Origin of the sequence: Apibacter sp. B2966 (assembly GCF_011082485.1) — a bacterium.
GTDB lineage: Bacteria > Bacteroidota > Bacteroidia > Flavobacteriales > Weeksellaceae > Apibacter.
In genome coordinates this window covers 1,536,951-1,556,583 of the sequence record NZ_CP049714.1, presented here as the reverse complement: position 1 = coordinate 1,556,583, position 19,633 = coordinate 1,536,951, and the positions used below count along the sequence as shown (strand labels likewise).

The 19,633-nt window shown below is 29.2% G+C and carries 17 protein-coding genes; 8 read left to right on the top strand and 9 right to left on the bottom strand.

Annotated features, from left to right (window positions below; genetic code table 11):
* Positions 1–1,009 precede the first annotated feature (1,009 nt).
* On the bottom strand, positions 1,010–2,836 hold the full coding sequence (locus G8C43_RS06815) for a lysophospholipid acyltransferase family protein (protein ID WP_160542940.1): 1,827 nt from the start codon (positions 2,834–2,836) through the stop codon (positions 1,010–1,012).
* Between the two features lie 4 nt (positions 2,837–2,840).
* Positions 2,841–4,088, bottom strand: a complete 1,248-nt coding sequence (locus G8C43_RS06810; protein WP_166005007.1) for an aspartate kinase — start codon at positions 4,086–4,088, stop codon at positions 2,841–2,843.
* Positions 4,089–4,343: 255 nt separating this feature from the next.
* Between G8C43_RS06810 and fbp the strand changes: the two genes are divergently transcribed.
* A complete protein-coding gene (gene fbp / locus G8C43_RS06805; RefSeq protein WP_105296477.1) occupies positions 4,344–5,354 on the top strand; it encodes a class 1 fructose-bisphosphatase in 1,011 nt (336 codons plus the stop codon).
* Positions 5,341–5,811 carry a GNAT family N-acetyltransferase gene (locus G8C43_RS06800; RefSeq protein WP_166005005.1) on the top strand — a complete coding sequence of 157 codons (471 nt, stop codon included), beginning with the start codon at positions 5,341–5,343 and terminating at the stop codon, positions 5,809–5,811. The genes fbp and G8C43_RS06800 overlap by 14 nt, the downstream gene beginning before the upstream one ends.
* 82 nt (positions 5,812–5,893) lie before the next feature.
* Here the strand turns inward: G8C43_RS06800 and G8C43_RS06795 are convergent, their stop codons facing one another.
* Both G8C43_RS06795 and G8C43_RS06790 read right to left on the bottom strand, forming a co-directional pair.
* Positions 5,894–8,437, bottom strand: coding sequence for a TonB-dependent receptor domain-containing protein (locus tag G8C43_RS06795; RefSeq protein WP_166005003.1), 2,544 nt, complete (start codon positions 8,435–8,437; stop codon positions 5,894–5,896).
* A 365-nt stretch (positions 8,438–8,802) separates the two neighbouring features.
* Positions 8,803–9,297 carry a metallophosphoesterase family protein gene (locus G8C43_RS06790; protein ID WP_166005001.1) on the bottom strand — a complete coding sequence of 165 codons (495 nt, stop codon included), beginning with the start codon at positions 9,295–9,297 and terminating at the stop codon, positions 8,803–8,805.
* Positions 9,298–9,324: 27 nt separating this feature from the next.
* Between G8C43_RS06790 and truA the strand changes: the two genes are divergently transcribed.
* The 4 genes from truA to G8C43_RS06770 all read left to right on the top strand — a co-directional run bounded on the left by truA (position 9,325) and on the right by G8C43_RS06770 (position 13,943).
* Positions 9,325–10,074, top strand: coding sequence for a tRNA pseudouridine(38-40) synthase TruA (truA, locus tag G8C43_RS06785; protein WP_166004999.1), 750 nt, complete (start codon positions 9,325–9,327; stop codon positions 10,072–10,074).
* A complete protein-coding gene (locus G8C43_RS06780; RefSeq protein WP_185152350.1) occupies positions 10,064–11,827 on the top strand; it encodes an ABC transporter ATP-binding protein in 1,764 nt (587 codons plus the stop codon). The genes truA and G8C43_RS06780 overlap by 11 nt, the downstream gene beginning before the upstream one ends.
* A gap of 200 nt (positions 11,828–12,027) precedes the next feature.
* Complete coding sequence (locus G8C43_RS06775; protein WP_160542934.1) at positions 12,028–12,846, top strand: 2,3,4,5-tetrahydropyridine-2,6-dicarboxylate N-succinyltransferase; 819 nt, start codon at positions 12,028–12,030, stop codon at positions 12,844–12,846.
* A gap of 14 nt (positions 12,847–12,860) precedes the next feature.
* A complete protein-coding gene (locus tag G8C43_RS06770; RefSeq protein ID WP_166004997.1) occupies positions 12,861–13,943 on the top strand; it encodes a glycosyltransferase family 9 protein in 1,083 nt (360 codons plus the stop codon).
* Here G8C43_RS06770 and G8C43_RS06765 read toward each other — a convergent pair.
* From G8C43_RS06765 to G8C43_RS06755, 3 genes are all read right to left on the bottom strand, one after another.
* Positions 13,917–14,300, bottom strand: a complete 384-nt coding sequence (locus G8C43_RS06765; RefSeq protein WP_160542932.1) for a DUF423 domain-containing protein — start codon at positions 14,298–14,300, stop codon at positions 13,917–13,919. The genes G8C43_RS06770 and G8C43_RS06765 overlap by 27 nt on opposite strands.
* Positions 14,301–14,312: 12 nt before the next feature.
* Positions 14,313–14,936, bottom strand: a complete 624-nt coding sequence (nth, locus tag G8C43_RS06760) for an endonuclease III (protein ID WP_160542931.1) — start codon at positions 14,934–14,936, stop codon at positions 14,313–14,315.
* A gap of 274 nt (positions 14,937–15,210) precedes the next feature.
* The gene (locus tag G8C43_RS06755) at positions 15,211–16,080 is read right to left on the bottom strand and encodes a helix-turn-helix domain-containing protein (protein ID WP_166004995.1); all 870 of its coding nucleotides are present in this window, start codon (positions 16,078–16,080) and stop codon (positions 15,211–15,213) included.
* A gap of 171 nt (positions 16,081–16,251) precedes the next feature.
* Between G8C43_RS06755 and hemA the strand changes: the two genes are divergently transcribed.
* Together hemA and hemC are read left to right on the top strand one after the other, a co-directional pair.
* Positions 16,252–17,505, top strand: coding sequence for a glutamyl-tRNA reductase (gene hemA / locus G8C43_RS06750; RefSeq protein WP_166004993.1), 1,254 nt, complete (start codon positions 16,252–16,254; stop codon positions 17,503–17,505).
* Between the two features lie 7 nt (positions 17,506–17,512).
* Positions 17,513–18,430, top strand: coding sequence for a hydroxymethylbilane synthase (gene hemC / locus G8C43_RS06745; protein WP_166004991.1), 918 nt, complete (start codon positions 17,513–17,515; stop codon positions 18,428–18,430).
* Positions 18,431–18,439: 9 nt separating this feature from the next.
* Here the strand turns inward: hemC and ribH are convergent, their stop codons facing one another.
* Both ribH and G8C43_RS06735 read right to left on the bottom strand, forming a co-directional pair.
* Entirely contained in the window at positions 18,440–18,919 is a 480-nt protein-coding gene (gene ribH, locus G8C43_RS06740) for a 6,7-dimethyl-8-ribityllumazine synthase (protein WP_166004989.1), read from the bottom strand.
* Positions 18,919–19,626, bottom strand: a complete 708-nt coding sequence (locus G8C43_RS06735) for a tetratricopeptide repeat protein (RefSeq protein WP_160567788.1) — start codon at positions 19,624–19,626, stop codon at positions 18,919–18,921. The genes ribH and G8C43_RS06735 overlap by 1 nt, the downstream gene beginning before the upstream one ends.
* Between the last annotated feature and the right edge of the window lie 7 nt (positions 19,627–19,633).

Below are 19,633 nucleotides of genomic sequence, written 5' to 3'. Positions count from 1 at the left end.
AATATGATATTAACAAAATTTATTGAAAATAAATAAGTATAAATCAATAAACTAAATCACTTATCAACAATTTTTAGAAGTTATTAATAAAGTGACTGTTTAAAAAGTAACTGTTATTAAACTTATCAAAAGGAAGGTAAAATTCATTTTTAAAAAGTTTTATAAATATTTGGAAAAATCTTAAATCTTTATAAATGGAAATTGTAACTCTTGAAGCAAAATTTTTTGTTTAAAAATGTTAACAATAATTTATTTAAATTGTTAATATTGTTTTAACTTATTGAAAATTTATAAGTTAATAAAAATAATTTTTAATAATAATTATATAATTTTATTGATTTACAGTCAATTATATAATTGAAGGAATTTTTGAAATAAATTAAGTTATTAACATGTTTATTAATTAATTCATAATTAATTACTTATATATGAATTATTTTGTAAAATATTGATAGTTAATATATTATATTAGGTTAAAATTTATAAGTATAGTTTAGAAGTTTAAAACATTTCTGTAGTTAAAAAATTATATTTTAAAATTATAAACTATAAACAGCTCTAACATTAATTATATTTATTTATTTAAATAAAATCAAAATAATCATTAAAAATAAATTCTTACATTATTAATGCTTAGTTATACATACAATCAATAAGCAATTTATGATAATATGATATAACTATTCTAATTTTAATTTATGGTATTTTTTAATTTATAAACAGTTATCTTATGGTGGGATAATTATTAAAAAAGAAAACATAGAAAAAGCCTTTAAATAAGCTTGTAGACAGGCTCAATATTAGTAAAGAATTGAAGAATGTGAAATAATCCAAGTATAGAAATAAAAAAAGGTAAATAATAGCTATTTACCTTTTTAAAATAGTAGATTAAATTTTTATAAAAAGTTCAACATTAGTAAGGTGTTGAAAATCTAAGTATAGAGTACTTTAATAAAAGCAATTAGTAATCTTGTTTCAATTGAATAGTTATAAACTTGTTAACAATTGTTTATTTTTCTTCCTTTTGATTTTTTTTGTCCATAGAATCTAGCTCCTCTAATACCGGATTAATAGTACTATCCGGAATATCACTTATTCTAATATACATCAATCCGTCAATGGCATCATTAAACTTAGGATCGACGTTAAAAGCAATAACACGTGCGTTTTGTTTTAAATATTTTTTGATCAATACGGGAAGTCTTAAATCGGGCTCAAGTTCATCAATTAACTTGTCAAATTTATTAAGATCATTATCCGCAGCATCAAAGAATAAATCTTTTTCATTAGATTTCAGATGAACTTTAAATTCATTTTTTGAATGTACATATTGAGCAACATAAGAATCAAAATAATGAGAACGCATAAATTCAACCATTATCGATTTTGAAAAGTTGGAAAATTGATTACTTATACTTACACCTCCCACCAGATATTTATAATGCGGATTTCTTAAACAAACATGTACAATCCCTCTCCATAAAAGTAATAAGGGCATAGGTTTTTTTTGATATTCACTGGAAATAAATGCCCTACCCATTTCAATGATTTTTTTAAAGAAAGGATGTACTTCTGAATCATATTCGAAAAGAGAAGCAGTATAAAAACCTTTTATTCCGTATTTTTCATAAATCTCTTTTCCCATTCCCATTCGATAAGCACCCGCGATAAGTTTATTTTCTTTATCCCATAAAAATAAGTGATGATAAATTTGATCGAATTCATCCAGATCAAAAGGTTCATTGGTTCCCTCTCCCACTTCGCGAAAACAAATTTCTCTTAATCGGCCAATTTCACGTAAGATATTAGGTATTTTTTCAGGTTTAGCTAAATAGACTTCATATTGAGAATTGGAAAATAGTTCACAATCAATTTCTTTTAAAAGCTCAACTTCTTTTAAGATTAATTCATGAGGTGTCTCTTTAATAATAGGCTTAACCTCATTGGAATTAGCAGACTTAGTCATTGCTGAAACTGAAAGGAACTTTATATTTTTAAATGGATTCTTAACCGTAGTATAGAATGATTTAAGCATATATACCTTATTCCTTAAAAAATTACCGTAAGACTTAATATCCGTATATTCATCTTGCTGTTTAACTGAAATAGGTTTACCTATACGGATTTTAATAGGCGCTTTTCTTTTTCTAACCAATTCTCTAGGCAGCATCGCAGTCTGTAAATCCGGATGAATATTAGACATTTTGTAAAACAACTTACTATTTCTCGCATGAAAATATACAGGAATTACGGGTACTTTAGCTTTTTTCAAAAGTTTTAAGGCACTTTCCACCCATTCTCTGTCTTGATATTCTTTGGTATCCGGGTAATAATGAGAAACTTCACCGGCCGGGAAAATGATAACACAATGATTATCTTTCAAGACACGCAAGGTTTCAATAAAACCTTTTTTACTGTCAAAAGTATCTTTTCTGGTTTCAAAAGGATTAACAGGAATAATAACTTTTTTTAAAGGTTCAATTTTTTGCAATAAAAAATTAGTCATTATTTTAAAATCCGGACGAATTTCTGAAACAATTTTCATTAAAATTATGCCATCTAATCCTCCTAGAGGGTGATTGGAAACGATTATAAAAGGTCCTTTTTCAGGAATTCTTTTTAAATCTTCTTCATGAATTTCGTAGTTAATTTTTAAATGTTTTAAAACTGCAGTAAGAAATTCATTGGTAGGTAAATCTTTATTTTCAGTACAGAATTTATTTATATGACCAAGTTTTGAAACATTCATAAGGGTCCATGCTATACCCTTTCCAATAAAACCAAATTTCTTTAGGTTTAAAGTATTTTGTATATCCTCTAAGGTGACTAAACTCATATTGTTATTCTTTTACAATTGCTTGGTAAGTTTGTTTTACCAATTGTTCTAATAAAACTGTTTTTCCTTTTTTAAAATTATTTCGTATTTTTTGTGAACTATTCGTTATCGTAAATAGACGCACATTTTCTTCTAATGTTACATTAAAAGAATTTGCGAGTATATTCAGTAAAATGTTAATTGAATTAAATTTGTCTTCAATAACCAGTGAAACTGAACAAGCAGAAACCTTGATCATGTTAGTTTTAATATTCAGTTCAGTAAGTTGTTTGAAGAGTATACAAAGAGTATCTTCCAGATTATAAGTAAAATAAATGGAAGAAATAGTAAGCAAATGTACATTTAATTTTTGTATGAAACAAGAAACGCTCGGATCTCCCTTAATTCCTTTCGTAATATAAGTTCCATGATTTTCAAGTTCTAAAAAAGAACGAATGTTCAATGGAATCTCACCTTTATACAAAGGAAAAATGGTTTTCGGATGAAGGATGGATGCTCCAAAAAATGACATATCCATAGCTTCTTCATAGGAAAGAGATTTTAATAATTGAGCATTTTCATAGTAGTCAGGATCTCCGGTCATAATTCCCGGAACATCTTTCCAAATGGTAACACCTTCTGCATGTAAACAATAAGCAATTATGGCAGCAGAATAATCTGAACCTTCCCTTCCCAGAGTTACAGTAAAATTGCCGGAATTCGAAGCTATAAAACCTTGAGTAACATATGTTTGAGAAGTATCAAAATTTTCAAATTGTTTTTGCGTACGTTCCCAATCTATAGTCCCTTCTCTATAATTATCATCAGTTTTTAAATAATTTCTACTATCAATCCAAGTATTGGTAATTCCTGAATAATTTAAAAAAGAGCTTAAAATTCTGGATGAAATAATTTCACCAAAACTTACTGTTTGATCGTATAAGAAATTAAAATTATCGGATGTATTGTTAGTTAGTAAAGATCGCAAATTTTTAAAAATATTCTTAATATCGTTATAAACTTCCGTATAATTAGAAAATAATTTTTTAACTATTTCTAAATGCTCCTCCTCTATTCTGTCAATTAATAGTTTATAAGTATCATTATTATGAAAGTATGCTTGAATAACATCTTCTAATGCGTTAGTCGTTTTACCCATGGCCGAGACAACAATAATGGTTGATTTGTATCCGGTTTGGTTTAAAACTTTTAAAATAGCACGTACATTTTTTTCATTTTGTACTGAAGCACCTCCAAATTTATAAACTTTCATAAATGATAGTTATATATTTTCAATATATAAAAAACACATTTTCCCATAAATAAATCTTGTGAAAAAAGAATTTTTACACATCGGGAATTCACGTATTAATAGACTTAAAATTTATATTATAATGATAAACAGTACAATAAGTATTTTAAATATTAAAAGACCTTCAGCAAATATATGACAAATCTGCATATTACTTATAAAGTACAACCAAAAATCAATATATTTGGAACATTCAAAAAACTAAATATATAAAATATGAAATCGAAGAGCTCACAGACTTTAGGCGAATTTATAATTGATAAACAGGCAGATTTTAAATATTCTTCAGGAGAGTTGTCACGCCTTTTAGGAGCAATAAGATTAGCCAGTAAAGTTGTTAATCAGCAAGTTAATAAAGCTGGGCTCGTTGATATTATTGGAGCAATTGGAAATCAGAATATACAAGGTGAAGAGCAACAAAAATTAGATGTGTTTGCCAATGATGTATTTATTGGTGCCTTAAAAAATAGAGAGGTCGTTTGTGGAATTGCTTCCGAAGAAAATGAAGACTTCATCAGTATAAATTCTAAAGATAATTCACATAATAGTAAATATGTGGTATTAATTGATCCTTTAGACGGATCTTCCAATATCGATGTAAATGTTAATGTAGGAACTATTTTTTCTATTTATAGAAGAATATCGGAAGATGGACCGGTAACATTGGAAGATTTTTTACAACCGGGAAATAAGCAGGTAGCAGCAGGATATATAGTATACGGTTCATCAACAATGTTAGTATATACAACAGGTAACGGTGTAAATGGTTTTACTTTAGATCCGGCTTTGGGAGTGTTTTATCTTTCACATCCTAATATTAAAATACCTGAAGATGGAAAAATATATTCCGTAAATGAAGGAAATTATCTTAAATTTCCTCAAGGAATTAAGAATTATATAAAATATTGTCAAGAAGAAAAAGAAAATAGACCGTATACTTCCCGTTATATCGGATCTTTAGTTTCCGATTTTCATAGAAATATGTTGAAAGGAGGCATTTACCTATATCCTTCCTATTCACAAGCCCCTAAAGGCAAATTACGATTGTTATATGAATGTAATCCTATGGCATTCCTTGCGGAACAAGCAGGAGGAAGTGCCAGTGATGGTTTTACACGAATATTGGATTTAAATCCTGTTGAATTGCATGAAAGAACACCATTTGTTTGTGGATCAAAAAAAATGGTTGAAAAAGTAGAAAAATTTATGAAAGATGCCCAAGAGTAGCACTCATCCCTATGATTATGTTTTAAAAAAATTTGATCAACTTACTTTAGACGAATTGTATAACTTATTACGATTAAGAAATGAAGTATTTATAGTCGAGCAAAAATGTTCATACCAGGATTTGGACTATAAAGATTATAAAGCGCATCATTTATTACTGTATAAAGGGGAACAATTAGTTGCTTATTCCAGGATTTTTCCTGAAAAAGTTTCCTTTAATGAAGCTTCCATTGGAAGAATTATAGTTTGTAAGGAATATCGTTCTACCGGTTTAGGAAAAATTTTAATGGAAAAATCCATAGAGTCATTATTTACACTTCATGGTAAACAACCGATAAGAATTGGTGCCCAATATTATGCAGTTCCATTTTATAAAAAATTTGGATTTGAAACTGAAGGAGAGATTTATTTTGAAGATCATATTGAGCATATTGAGATGGTAAAGAAAGAAGACTAATATTCATATAAAAAAAAGTAAAAATTAAAGGCTGATAATATTTAAATTATCAGCCTTTATTGATTTATATAAAATTGAGTATTTATTTTAACGGACCGGAAGGTAACAATTTGTTAGAATTTGAATTAGTATCTTCTTCAATAATTGTATTTTCCTTTTTAATATTTCGGTTTTTATCAAAACTGTAAGATAATTTAATATAGAACAATTGATCGCTGTCTCTACTATAATAATTGGTTCTTAAATTAAAGTTATTAATATCAGAATTAAACTTAGTAGGACCCAATATATTTTGAATACCTAAAGAAGCCTTAATAGTTTTGTTACTAAAGGATCTTGAAAGTTCTATATTAGAATAACGGAAAGGTTTATAGGATTTGTAAATTTCAAAATATCCCTTATCTGTACTAGATAAAAAGAAAGTGGTTAATTTAAAATCTTTTGGAAGGATTAATTGAGCATATATTACATAAAACCACATAGGTCTTACTTTATCTAAATATGGATAATCATTTACTTTGTAGTAATTATACATCCCGTAAAGGTAGATGAAATTCATTTTATCCATATTCATAGGCTCGTCAAAGAATTTTTTACCCATGGTAACCAATTTAAATGGAATAGGAATACCAACCCATACGTTATAGTTTTTCATGCCGTGAAATGTACGAGTAGTTTGATTTACGGTTAATGAATTGTCTTCAGTCTCGTAATACAGCATATTTATATTTTTAGAATACGTATAGTTGAAAGAGATTTTCAAATATCTCCATGCACTTAAAGAAACTTCATAGTTATCGTAATAATCCGGTTTAAGATGTAAGTTTCCTTCCGAAGTATTGAATTCGTCAAAATAGTTGGTTAAATTTGGATCCATATTAGAATAGGAAGGAGGCATCATACTCTTTCTATAGGTAGCATTAAAATCCAGCGTAGGATTAAATTTATATAGTAAACTAAAAGATGGGAAAAACTTTTCAAACGTATATTTAATACTTTGATCAGTAGTTTTTACTTTATTTTTAAATTCTAAATTTTCATAACGAACCCCTGCAGTCAAATCCAACTTTTCAAATTTTTTACTTAGCTCTCCATATAAAGCATATTGATTTTCATCGTATATAAAATCCCTGAATGAATTATAATCCGGATTTTCCAGTATAGAAGAAGAAGTATTTAAAAGATTATATTTTCCGTTACTGGTATATTTAGTATGAGAATACTTTCCACCGGTATTCATTTTTATTCCTACCTTATTAAAAGAAAATTCAAAATTAGGATTTACTTGAAAATAATCGGATTTATAATCAATATCATTTACAGAATATTTATAAACACCCTCATTATTTTGAATACTGTTATTTGTTGAATTTTTGTTAAAGTGTTTATAAGATGCCGTTATATCAAACAAGTTTCCTAACGTATCTAATTTAACCTTATACTTTGTGGTTAATTCATGATTGGTGTTATCTTCCGAATATTTTGAATTATTTAAAAGATTAATTGGTTCAATATCGTTAGAGCTCAAAGATTCACCCGTATAATGGTTGCTGTTATCAGTATAACTTAAGTTATAATTGATCAATAAATTACTGTTTTTGTTAAGGCGAATATTTGAAGAAGGTCTAAAATAATAAAAACGATTATATTTATTTTCAATATTCTTTTGATCAAAAATAATGGAAGGAGTGAAAGAAGTAAATTCCCTTTTATAATAGGTAGTTTTATCGTTTTCCCTATAATTATAACCACTATTTAATTGTAAGGATACACTTTTTAAACGACTATTTAAACTAATAGAAGGAGATACACGGTTGTTCTTGTTAAATTGGTAATTTAAAGAAGCAGACCCGTTTATTCCTCGCAATGCACGACCATTAGTAATAATATTTATTATACCACCCCCTGTTTTAGCATCGTAAGAAGCTCCCGGGTTAGATATAATTTCAATTTTTTCAATAGCATTTGATGGTAAACTTTGTAATAAATTTTCTAAGTCTCCACCCGATAGACCTGTCGGGATATCATCAATATAAATAGTCATGGACTTACCATTTACGGTAAGATTTCCACCATAACCCTTGATTACCCCCGGAAGTTTTGTTAAAGTTTCTTGTGCACTTCCGCCGGAAAGTAAATCATTATCCTTTATCGTATAAGTTGTCTTGTTAGCTTCTAATTTAATAAATTTCTTACGTGCCCCGGTCACTGTTACCCCCTCAATTTCTTTTTCAGCAGATTTGGAAGGTTTCTGAATTTCTTCACTAATTTCGGGATACATACGTGTTAGATAAACCTCACCTAAATATAGGGTATCTTTACTTTGTTTAGTAATAGTGAAATCAAGATATTGTGATTCATATTCAGGTACTGAAATATAAATTCGAAAATTACCAGAAATTTTAGTTATTGCATAACTATTAAAACACTTTGTAGAAACTAAACTTTTTAGGTCTTTATAACCGGAACTATTTTCATATTGGAATGTAAAATTTTTCTTTACGTTAACATCAACACAGGAATTTTTTTCTTTATCTATAACTTTAAAAGCTACTACAACTTTTGATTGAGCAACACCTAATAAAGGGAGCATTATTAAAGATAAACGAATAACAGATCTTATCATAAACTGAATTTGGCAGAATAATTTTTAAACATTAGTATCATTTGATATTAATTATGTTACGTTAAATACTGTAAAATATTTAATCATAATCAAAAAATTTGCCTAAATGTAACAACAAAATTCGTTATTTTAAATCAGTATATAGAGTATCATTAATATATTATGATTTAAATAATAATATTAATATTAGTTAATATTTATAAATTTAATAATTATTTAGGAAAAAAATAAATTAAATTGAAGAAATATCCAGGCGAGTATTATTAGAATTGCTAAAGATTAAATTTTAAAATTTTTTGAATTTTACTGTTTAAAAGGGACGCTAAGTCGATAAATTAGTACTTATAGGAAAACATAAAAACAAATCATCTAGTAAATTCAATAACTTCTAAATTCTGTATAGTTTCCTGATTTACTTCAAATCTTAACATAGTCCTCACCTTATGAAATCCATAGATTCCTATAGCACCCGGATTCATATGAAGTAAATGAAGTTTTTTATCATTCATAACTTTTAAAATATGTGAATGACCGCAAATAAAAAGTTTAGGAGGATTCAATTTTATTTCTTCGCGTATGATTGGTGCATATTTACCCGGATAACCGCCAATATGGGTCATCCATACATCCACTTTTTCACAAAAAAAACGTAAATTAAGAGGGAATTCTTTACGAATTTCTGTTCCATCAATATTTCCATAGACCGCTTTAAATACCGGAACCGTTTTTTTTAAAGTTTCGGAAACCTTTATATCACCAATATCACCTGCATGCCAAACCTCGTCTGCTTGGGAAGCATATTCCAATATACGATCATCAATATAAGAATGGGTATCGGAAAGCAATAATATTTTTCTCACTATTTTTGTAGTAAATTTACAATAAAATTGCGTTATTTCATTCAATTTTCATACGATGGTACTCAATATTACGGGTATCAGAGACAGCCAAAACATATATCAGTACAAGAAAAATTAGAATCGGCATTAAGTCGATTACTTAGAAAAGAGATAAAAACAATAGGTGCAGGAAGAACCGATACGGGAGTTCATGCAGCTGAAATGTATGCTCATTTTGATTGGGAAGAAGAATTGCCGGATCAATTGGTTAGAAAATTAAATTCTTTATTGCCTTCGGATATTTCCATAAAAGCAATATTCCGAGTTAAAGACTCCGCACATGCACGTTTCGATGCAACGGAAAGAATTTATAAGTATAGAATTTCTACCCTGAAAAATCCTTTTAAACAGCAATTCCATGCTCAATTTCTTTTCTATCAGTTTGATGTAGATAAAATGAACAAAGCTGCAAAAGTATTATTTGAATATAAAGACTTTACCAGTTTTTCAAAACTACATTCGGATAATAAAACGAATGATTGCTATATTTACCAAGCAGAATGGAAACAATATGAAGATGAATTAGTATTTACCATCGCTGCTAATAGATTTTTGAGAAATATGGTTAGAGCAATTGCAGGAACTCTCATGGATGTTGGCAGAGGAAAAATTGACGAAAAGGAATTTAGAAACATAATTGAAAAAAAAGACCGTAAATTTGCTTCCACTTCAGCACCTGCTAAAGGTCTTACTTTAGTGAAAGTTAACTATCCTCAGGATATATATTATGAAACATAAAAAAGAAAAAAACGTAAAAGCAGGTCAAGCACTTTCTCGATTAATGGAATTGGGAAGTAAATATCCTGTATGGTTTTATTCTACAATTTTTATAGCATTGGCGTTAGCATATGTTTCCTCTTTCCGTCCGGTTGTAATTAGTCATGCAATAGATGTTGATATTATTAAAAATAAAAATTTTTCAAATTTATATCATTCCCTTTTGCTTATTTTTTTATTAATGTTGATTGAAGTTGTTTTACAATTTTTTTTAGTTTATGCTTCTAACTTTGTTGCCCAAAATGTAATTCGTAGCTTACGTATAAAATTATACAAAAAGCTCATTTATTTTAAATCTTCTTTTTTCGATAAAACGCCTTTAGGAGTGTTAGTCACTCGTTCTGTATCCGATATCGAAACTATTTCAACTATTTATACCGATGGAATTTTAATGGTTTTAGGAGATATTCTTCGTATAATTTTTGTGGTAGTAACTATGTATTGGATTAATTGGGAATTAGCAACCATAGCATTGTTCATCTTCCCGATAATGACTATTATAACCCGAATATTTCAAAAAGCCATAAAAAAAGCTTTTTCTGAAGAAAGAAATCAAACAGCCAATCAAAACAGCTTTGTTCAAGAGAGGCTGTCAGGAATGACCATCGTTCAAGTATTTAATCAACAGAAAAAAGAATATAAAAAGTTTTTTCAAATTAATCAAAAATTAGAAAAAGCCTATCTTAAAACAGTTTTCTATTTTTCACTGTTTTTTCCTGCTGTCGATATTATTACCGGTATTGCCATTGGTGTCATGATATGGTATGCAGGTTATAATGCATTAACGGCACACAATATATCACCGGGTGTAGTTATAGCTTTTACTACTTCCTATGTGAACATGCTGGTGAGGCCCATGAGGCAAATAGCAGATCGCTTTAATACCATTCAAAGAGGTATTGTTGGAGCGGAACGAGTTTTTACCGTTTTGGATTCCAATCATGAAATATCAAATAAAGGAACTGTAAAAAAAGACAAAATTAAAGGAGATATCATTTTTGACCATGTATCATTTTCATACGTAAAAGGAGAAAGTGTTCTTAAAGATCTTTCATTTACGGTTTCCGGTGGAGAAAAAGTAGCAATTGTTGGAGCTACCGGAGCAGGAAAATCAACTATTATAAATTTATTAAGCCGTTTTTATGAAATTTCGGGAGGGCATATATATATAGACGGAACGGATATAAAATCGTATGAATTACACAATTTACGGTCGCACATCGCTGTCGTATTACAAGATGTATTTTTGTTTAATGATACCATTTTAGAAAATATCACTTTTGGAAATAAAGATATAACCTTAGAAGAAGTACGGAAAGCTGCAAAAGAAATTCAAATAGATGATTTTATAATGAGCCTTCCCAATGGTTACGGCTATGAAGTAAGTGAACGGGGAGCTTCCATCTCTTTAGGTCAACGACAATTGATTTCCTTTTTACGGGCTTATTTATATAACCCTTCTATTCTGGTGTTAGATGAAGCAACTTCATCTATAGACACTAAATCAGAGGAATTAATACAAAAAGCTACCGATAAGATTACTAAAAATCGAACTTCCATTATTATTGCTCATCGTTTAGCTACCATACAGAATGCGGACAAAATTATCGTATTAGATCATGGTAAAATAGTTGAAATAGGAAACCATAATTCCTTGTTACAACGAAAAGGGTACTATAGAAAACTTTACGAAGCCCAATTTTCCCAAACTTAAAATTAATACCCATTATAAATTTTTAATATTTACCGGCTAATTATATTTATATATTACTGTTTATTTTATTAAAAATGAATAACAATTCACTTAATAAACAATTTTATTCTTATTATATTTCTAAAATATGTGTGTATACATGTAAATAAACGTAAAAAACAATTATAAAAATTGTTAAATTTGTTGTATAAACAAAAAATATGAAAGATTTACAACAAACTATTGAAAAAGTTTGGAATGACCGTGCATTATTATCGGATAAAGAATATCAAAAAGCAATTCGAGAAGTAATAGAATTGTTAGATTCAGGAAAACTAAGAGTAGCACAGCCGTTAGAAGATGGAAAATGGCAAGTAAATGAGTGGGTTAAAAAAGCGGTAGTATTATATTTCCCTATACAAAAAATGGAAACCTATGAAGTAGGTATTTTTGAGTATCATGATAAAATTCCTTTAAAAACAGGATATGCAGAAAAAGGAGTTCGTGTAGTACCTCATGCAGTTGCAAGAAAAGGAGCATATATTTCCAGCGGTGCGATCTTAATGCCTTCTTATGTTAATATAGGTGCTTATGTAGATGAAGGTACTATGGTAGATACTTGGGCAACCGTAGGAAGTTGTGCACAGATTGGTAAAAATGTACATTTAAGCGGAGGTGTTGGTATTGGCGGTGTTTTAGAACCTTTACAAGCGGCACCGGTTATTATTGGAAATAATTGCTTTATTGGTTCACGTTGTATTGTTGTAGAAGGTGTACATGTTGATGATGAAGCGGTTTTAGGAGCAAACGTTACTTTAACTTCTTCTACTAAAATAATTGATGTTTCAGGAAGCGAACCTAAAGAATACAGAGGATATGTGCCTCCACGTTCAGTAGTAATTCCAGGGTCTATAACTAAAAAATTCCCTGCAGGAGAATATAACGTAAATTGTGCCTTAATTATAGGAACTAGAAAAGAAAGTACAGACAAGAAAACATCGTTAAATGATGCTCTTAGAGAGCATAACGTATCTGTTTAGATATTAATCATATAGTGAAAGCGCTATTAATACAATATAACAATGTTGGAGAAGTATTACTCTCCAGTGTAATTCCTAATAATCTAAAGAAAATCTATCCGGATATTAAGATAGATTTTCTTTGTTATAAAAAATATATTGGAGTTATACAGAGAAATCCTAATATTGACCGTATAATAGCTATAGATACGGAGCATATACGTTCCGTACTTTTCGTATATAAATATATCCAGTTAGTAAGAAGTGAAAAATACGACATACTTATTGATATGTCGCAGAATTTTAACAGTATCTTGCTAACCCTATTTTCAAAAGCAAAGAAAAAATACAGTTTTTTCAATCCTTTATTGGATAAATTTTATGATAAAACCATCTCTAAAGTAGAAGAACCAATTACTCAAACGTGTACTTTATTGGAAGATCGTTTAGTAATCTTACAAGAATTTCTTAAAGATAACCCTATACCTATCGATCCGTTAGCTAAAATATATCTAGCAGAAGATGAAATTGAGGACGCTAAAGAAAAAATGATAAATGCGGGCATACATTTTAAACGACCGGTAATTATGTTGGGTGTTTTGGGTTCAAACATACATAATACTTGGACGGTGGGTAATATGGCAAAACTTATAGATTTTATTTGGGCAAATTATAGAGCCGATTTATTATTTACCTATTTGCCTTCGCAGTATAAACAAGTAAACGAGCTGCTATCTTTACTAAATTCTAATACCAAAGTATTTGTTCAGCCGGTAGGAAAAACAATACGTGAGTATGCCGCTTTTATGCAAAATTGCACTTTATTTATTGGAAATAGCAGTAGATTTGTAATTACGGCAAAAGCTCTGCAAAAACCTACTTTCACCATTTATCCTCCTTATATCAGTAGAAAAGATATTGCCTGTTATGAAAATACTAACTTACACCAAAGTGTCCATTTACACGACTTTTCTCCCAGGCTATACGAAGACTTTTATCAAAATGAATTAAAAAATGACTCGTCTAAATTTTACTTGATGTTGTCGTATGAATTTGTAATAGTAAAAGTTAGAACGTTTTTAAAAGAGCATTTAATTACTTTTAATAAAATAAAATAATAAACAAGCCCACCCTATGATCATAAATGTTCCCCCAATGGGAGTTACAGGGCCTAAAAAACGTAAATTGATATTCCAATAATCAGAAAAAGCCAATAGATAAATACTGAAAGAAAATAGAAATGTACCTATAATCATTCCCCATCCGGCCCATTTTTCCAAACCCGAGCTAAACGATAGAGAAAATCCAATAATTAAAAGAGCCAATGCATGATACATTTGATATTTAACACCCGTTTCAAAGCTTACTAATTTTTCAGCTGAAAGCATTTTTTTAAAAGCATGAGCACCGAATGCTCCTAAAATAATGGAAATTAAACCATAAAAAGCCCCTGCAACAAGAACAATATTTTTCATAATTTTAATTAACTAATTTTCTAATAAATATTTGGTTATAAAATCTTTTTCTAAACTCCAGCCTCTAGCCGGAGAATATTCCCGACCGTAAAAAATAATTTGAATGTGTAAGATATTCCATAATTCTTTAGGAAATAACCGTTTAGCATCTTTTTCTGTTTGTTCAACATTTTTTCCGTTGGTTAATTTCCATAATTTCATAAGTCTGTGAATGTGTGTATCAACAGGAAATGCCGGGTGTCCAAAACCTTGGCTCATGACAACAGAAGCCGTTTTATGACCCACGCCGGGTAAGGCTTCTAATTCCTCAAAACTTTCCGGAACTTCTCCGTTATATTTTTCTACCAAAATAGTAGAAAGTTTATGGATATTTTTGGATTTAGTATTTGATAAGCCAATTTCTTTTATGTATTCTTTGATTTCCCACTCAGGCAATTCAGCCATTTTAAAAGCATTGGGAGCAACTTTGTAGAGAGCAGGTGTAACTTCATTAACCTTCTTATCCGTTGTTTGAGCAGAAAGTAATACGGAAATTAATAAAGTAAATACATCTTGATAGACTAACGGAGCAATAGGGTTTGGATAGAGCTTGTTTAACTCCGTTATTATGTACTCTACTTTTTCCTTTTGTTTCATTAAAGCATATAAATTATAATCTAAAAATACTAAATTTTAAATTAGGTTGATGTTATAGAGAAATAAAATTTCTATTTGTTTTGAAAATGCAAAGAAATATATGTCTTATAAGTATTTTAATAATTTATTATGTATTTGAATTGGATTAGTTGGAGACGATTTAAATTATCGTCATATATAAAAATAATGATCCCGATTCGGAAGAAGATATTTATATCCCAATAAAGAGAAAAAAAATTTAAAATAAATGTATATATCAATTATGAAAAAATTGTTATTTCATCATCCATTGCTTGGGAGTAATTCCATATTTTTTCTTAAAAGCCTCTATAAAATGACTGGGATTTTCATATCCTAAATCATAAGCGATTTCCTGCACCTGTTTAACTTTCAAGTTTAATTTTTCTTTACCGATTTCTAATTTTGTATCCAGTATAAAATGAGAAATTGATTTTCCGTATATTTTTTTAAAACCTTCTTTAATTTTATACTCACTTAAATTAGTAGATTCAGAAAGTTCTTTTAAAGTAGGTGGAGAAGCTATATTCTCCATTAAGACCTCTTTTATTTCATAAATCTTACGAATGAATTTTTCATCTTTTATAGGTAAATGGTATGAAGAAGTAGAGGAATTTGAAGAAAAATAATAAAGTAAGAATTCATGTAATTTTAATGTCAAATAATGATTTTCAAATTCTTGATCTAAGGTAAAATCTTCAAGTTGTGAAATAATTAACTTTTCTTGAATGCTTAAAGGCTTTTCATGATAAAATTTAGTGTAATTGTTTTGAATGAGTAAAGGAAGTTTATCTTTATGTTTGGAAAAAATATCTTCCAGTTTTTGAATAGCTATTACGAAAATGACCAGTTTTGATTTTTTCGATAAACTGATATTAATAGGAATATCTATTTCAGGATGAAAAAGAAGTAAGGAATTCCCTTCATTCATAACACGTAAAGATTCATTTTTAAAATGAAAAGTGGCTCTTCCTTTAGTACAAAGATAAAATTGCACAAACCGTTTGCCAACAGGTTTGGAAATGGTATCAGTCAGAATAGTATAATTATCTATCTGAGCCATATAAATATCCGATCCAATTTTGTTTTCTCTAATTCTACTTTTAAAGGTATTTTTTAAATCCATTACCAAATTCTTTATCTATCAATTTACAACCACAAAATCATGATATTTATCATGTTAATTAACTATTTAGATTAGTTCTAAAATTGTAAAAATTTACTTTTATAGGTATTTTTTTATAAATATAGGTATTTTCTCCATACATGTACTCATAAATTTGCTTGAACAAAATATATGAAAAAGCTTCAGCCTAATAATATTAAAAACTTTTATGCAATAAGTTTGAGCTTTGTAAAGGCAGATACAGAAATTAGAGGAAAATTTAGTTTTTTTCCTGATTTTGTGGAAGAGTTTTCCAACAAAATTAACTCCCTGTCGGATACTCATATTTTCATATTATCCACATGTAACCGTACAGAATTATATTTTCAAACAGAAAACCCGGATTATGTAATTGATATATTTTGCAAGCAAATAAAAGTAGATTCTGCTGAATTTATAAAGTATATAACCATTTATAGAAGAGAAGAAGCCATTAAACATTTTTTAAGAGTTTCAGCAGGTTTAGAAAGTCAAATTATAGGTGATTTTGAAATCATATCTCAAATAAAAACATGGTTTAAAAGATTTAAAAAACATAATTGCACTAATGCTTTTTTGGAAAGATTACTAAACACAGGCATTCAAACCTCAAAAAAAATTAAATATACAACTTCAATAAGTACAGGAATTACGTCTATGTCTTATGCAGCAGTGCATTATATCTTAACTCATTTCACGCAACTATCAGAGAAAAAAATTACCTTGATTGGTACAGGAAAAATTGGTAAAAATACTTGTGAAAATTTAATAAAACATATCAATAATCCTAACATAACAGTACTTAACAGAACCTTTTCTAAAGCGCAAGGAGTAGCCCAAACATTCAATCTAAAGGTGGCAAACTATGAGCAAATGCAAGAACAGGTTATTAATTCAGATATTGTTATTGTAGCAACCGGGGCATCGAAACCTATAATTACAAAAAAAGATTTACTTTCTAATCAACCCATAACTTTAATTGATTTATCCATCCCTTCCAATGTTTGTTTATCTGTAAAAGAAAACAATCATATAACTTTACTAAATGTTGATGATTTGTCCCAAAAAATCAACGAAACACTGGAACTAAGAAATAAAGAAATTCCTATAGCTGAAGGGATTATAGACGAAATGATAAATGAATTTATAATTTGGTCTGAAAATAGAAAATATGCGCCGATCATTCACGCTTTCAAATCAGATTTAGAGAGAATTAAAGAACATCAATTGAAAACATTAAAAAAAGATCAGATGGTAATTTCTGAAGAAGAAACAGAATTATCAAATCGCATAGTACAAAAAATTACCAACAGACTAGCTAACTATCTTATTACTAACCCTGAAAAAGCAGATGACACCATAAATTTATTTACGGAAATGTTTCAACTGCAAGAATATAAAGTATAAAATATTTATGAGCCCTATTCGTATTGGAACACGAAATAGCCCATTAGCAATGTGGCAAGCGTTAAAAGTGCAAAAGAAATTTAAGGAATTAGGTTTCCAAGCTGTAATTGTACCCATTACCTCACATGGAGATAAGAATCTCACACAACCTTTGTATCAAATGGATATTATTGGTGTTTTTACAAGAGATTTGGATATTGCACTTTTAAATGATAAGATAGATGTTGCTGTTCACAGTCTCAAGGATGTACCCACCTTATTACCGGAAGGAATACATTTATCAGCGGTTCTAGAAAGGGATTATGAAGCAGATGTATTAGTTAGAAATCCGAATAAAATAGAAAAACTAAATTCTTATGAAAATTTATATTTAGGAACAGGCAGTTTAAGAAGGAGAGCCTTTTGGAAAGCAAAATATCCAGAAGTAACATTTGGAAATATACGCGGAAATGTACAAACCAGATTATCAAAATTAGATTCAGAAGGTTTTGATGGGACTATTTTTTCACTTGCAGGAATAAAGAGACTAGGTTTACCTTTGGATTATGAAGTATTGGATTTTATTATTCCGGCTCCGGCACAAGGTGTAGTTGGCATTACCTCTTTGGAAAAAAACAGAGAATTAACAGAATTGGTGAGAAAAATTAATCATAAGGACACTCAAATCTGTATAGATATTGAAAGGGATTTTTTAAATAGCATTGAAGGAGGCTGTACCGCGCCCATAGGAGCTTTAGCCAAAATTAAAAATAATCACGTATATTTTAAGGCTGGGATAGTTTCTTTAGACGGGACTAAAAAAGTACTTCTAGATGAAAGTTTTCCAATTTCAGAATCATATGAAAAAGGAAGAATACTTGCCTTAAAAGCTAAAAAAATGGGCGCTGAAGAGATAATAAACGAAATTAAAGCCTATAGAGAATAAGTAATAAAATTACTTATTCTTTAACTCTGCCATTCGTACTGCAACTACCCCTGCTTCTACCCCTTTATTTCCTAATTTTCCACCACTACGATCTAAAGACTGTTGTACATGATCATCTGTAAGTACGCAAAATACCACCGGTGTATCCATGTGTGTATTTAAATACGTAACACCATCCGTAACAGTTTTACATACATAATCAAAATGAGCCGTTTCGCCTCTTATAACGCATCCTATTACAATAACTGCATCATAAAGCTTTGTGTTACATAGTTTGTTTGCACCGTATACTAATTCAACAGATCCGGGTACGAATATAGAATCAATATCAGATTCTTTAGCACCTAAATCAATTAAAGTATCAACAGCTCCTTTGTGTAAGTTATAAGTAACTTCAGAATTCCAATCTGAAATAACAATACCGAAACGATAGGCTCCGGCATTGGGTAAATTTTCTTTATTATAGATAGATAAGTTTGTTGTTGCCATTATTGTTTTCCTGTTGCGTATTTAAGTCTTTCGATATATGCGTCTACTTCTCCTGAAGCATCTACATCTGGAAATTTATCTTTAATATTTTGAAAAAATTCTAAGGCTTTTTCGTTTTGGTTTAAAGACATAGCTAATATACCGGCTTTTTTACTGAATTGATAAACAGTGGCTGCATTTGAACTTTCATTAGCAGCTTTAGTCATATAATTTAGTGCTTCATCTGTGTTATTAAGTTCGGCATAAGTATCAGCAATAGCGCCATATTTAACGGCTTTTAAATCTTTGTCAGAAGTATCAAATTGGTTAAAATGGTCCAATGCATTTTGATAGTTTCCTTTTTTAAATTCGGCTATTCCGGCATATAAATGAGCAAATTTTCCTGCTTTTGTAGATCCATATTCTTCAGCGATGTCAATAAAACCGGAAACTCCGCTGGATTTTCCACCTAATGCCTGATCTGATTTTCCTTCATCATATAAATTTTGAGCGTCTACCAGTAAATCGGAGGCCTCAATATTTTTTGGAGTTACTACATAATTATCATAAATAACATATCCTAAAACTGCGATAATTACAATAGCAAAAAAAATACCTATCGGTTTTGCATACTTTTGTAAGAATTTTTCACCATCTAAGGCAGAAGTATTTAAAGAATCTAAAATTTCTTTAGTTGCGTAATTGTGCTTTCCTTTATGTTTTGACATGTGTCTG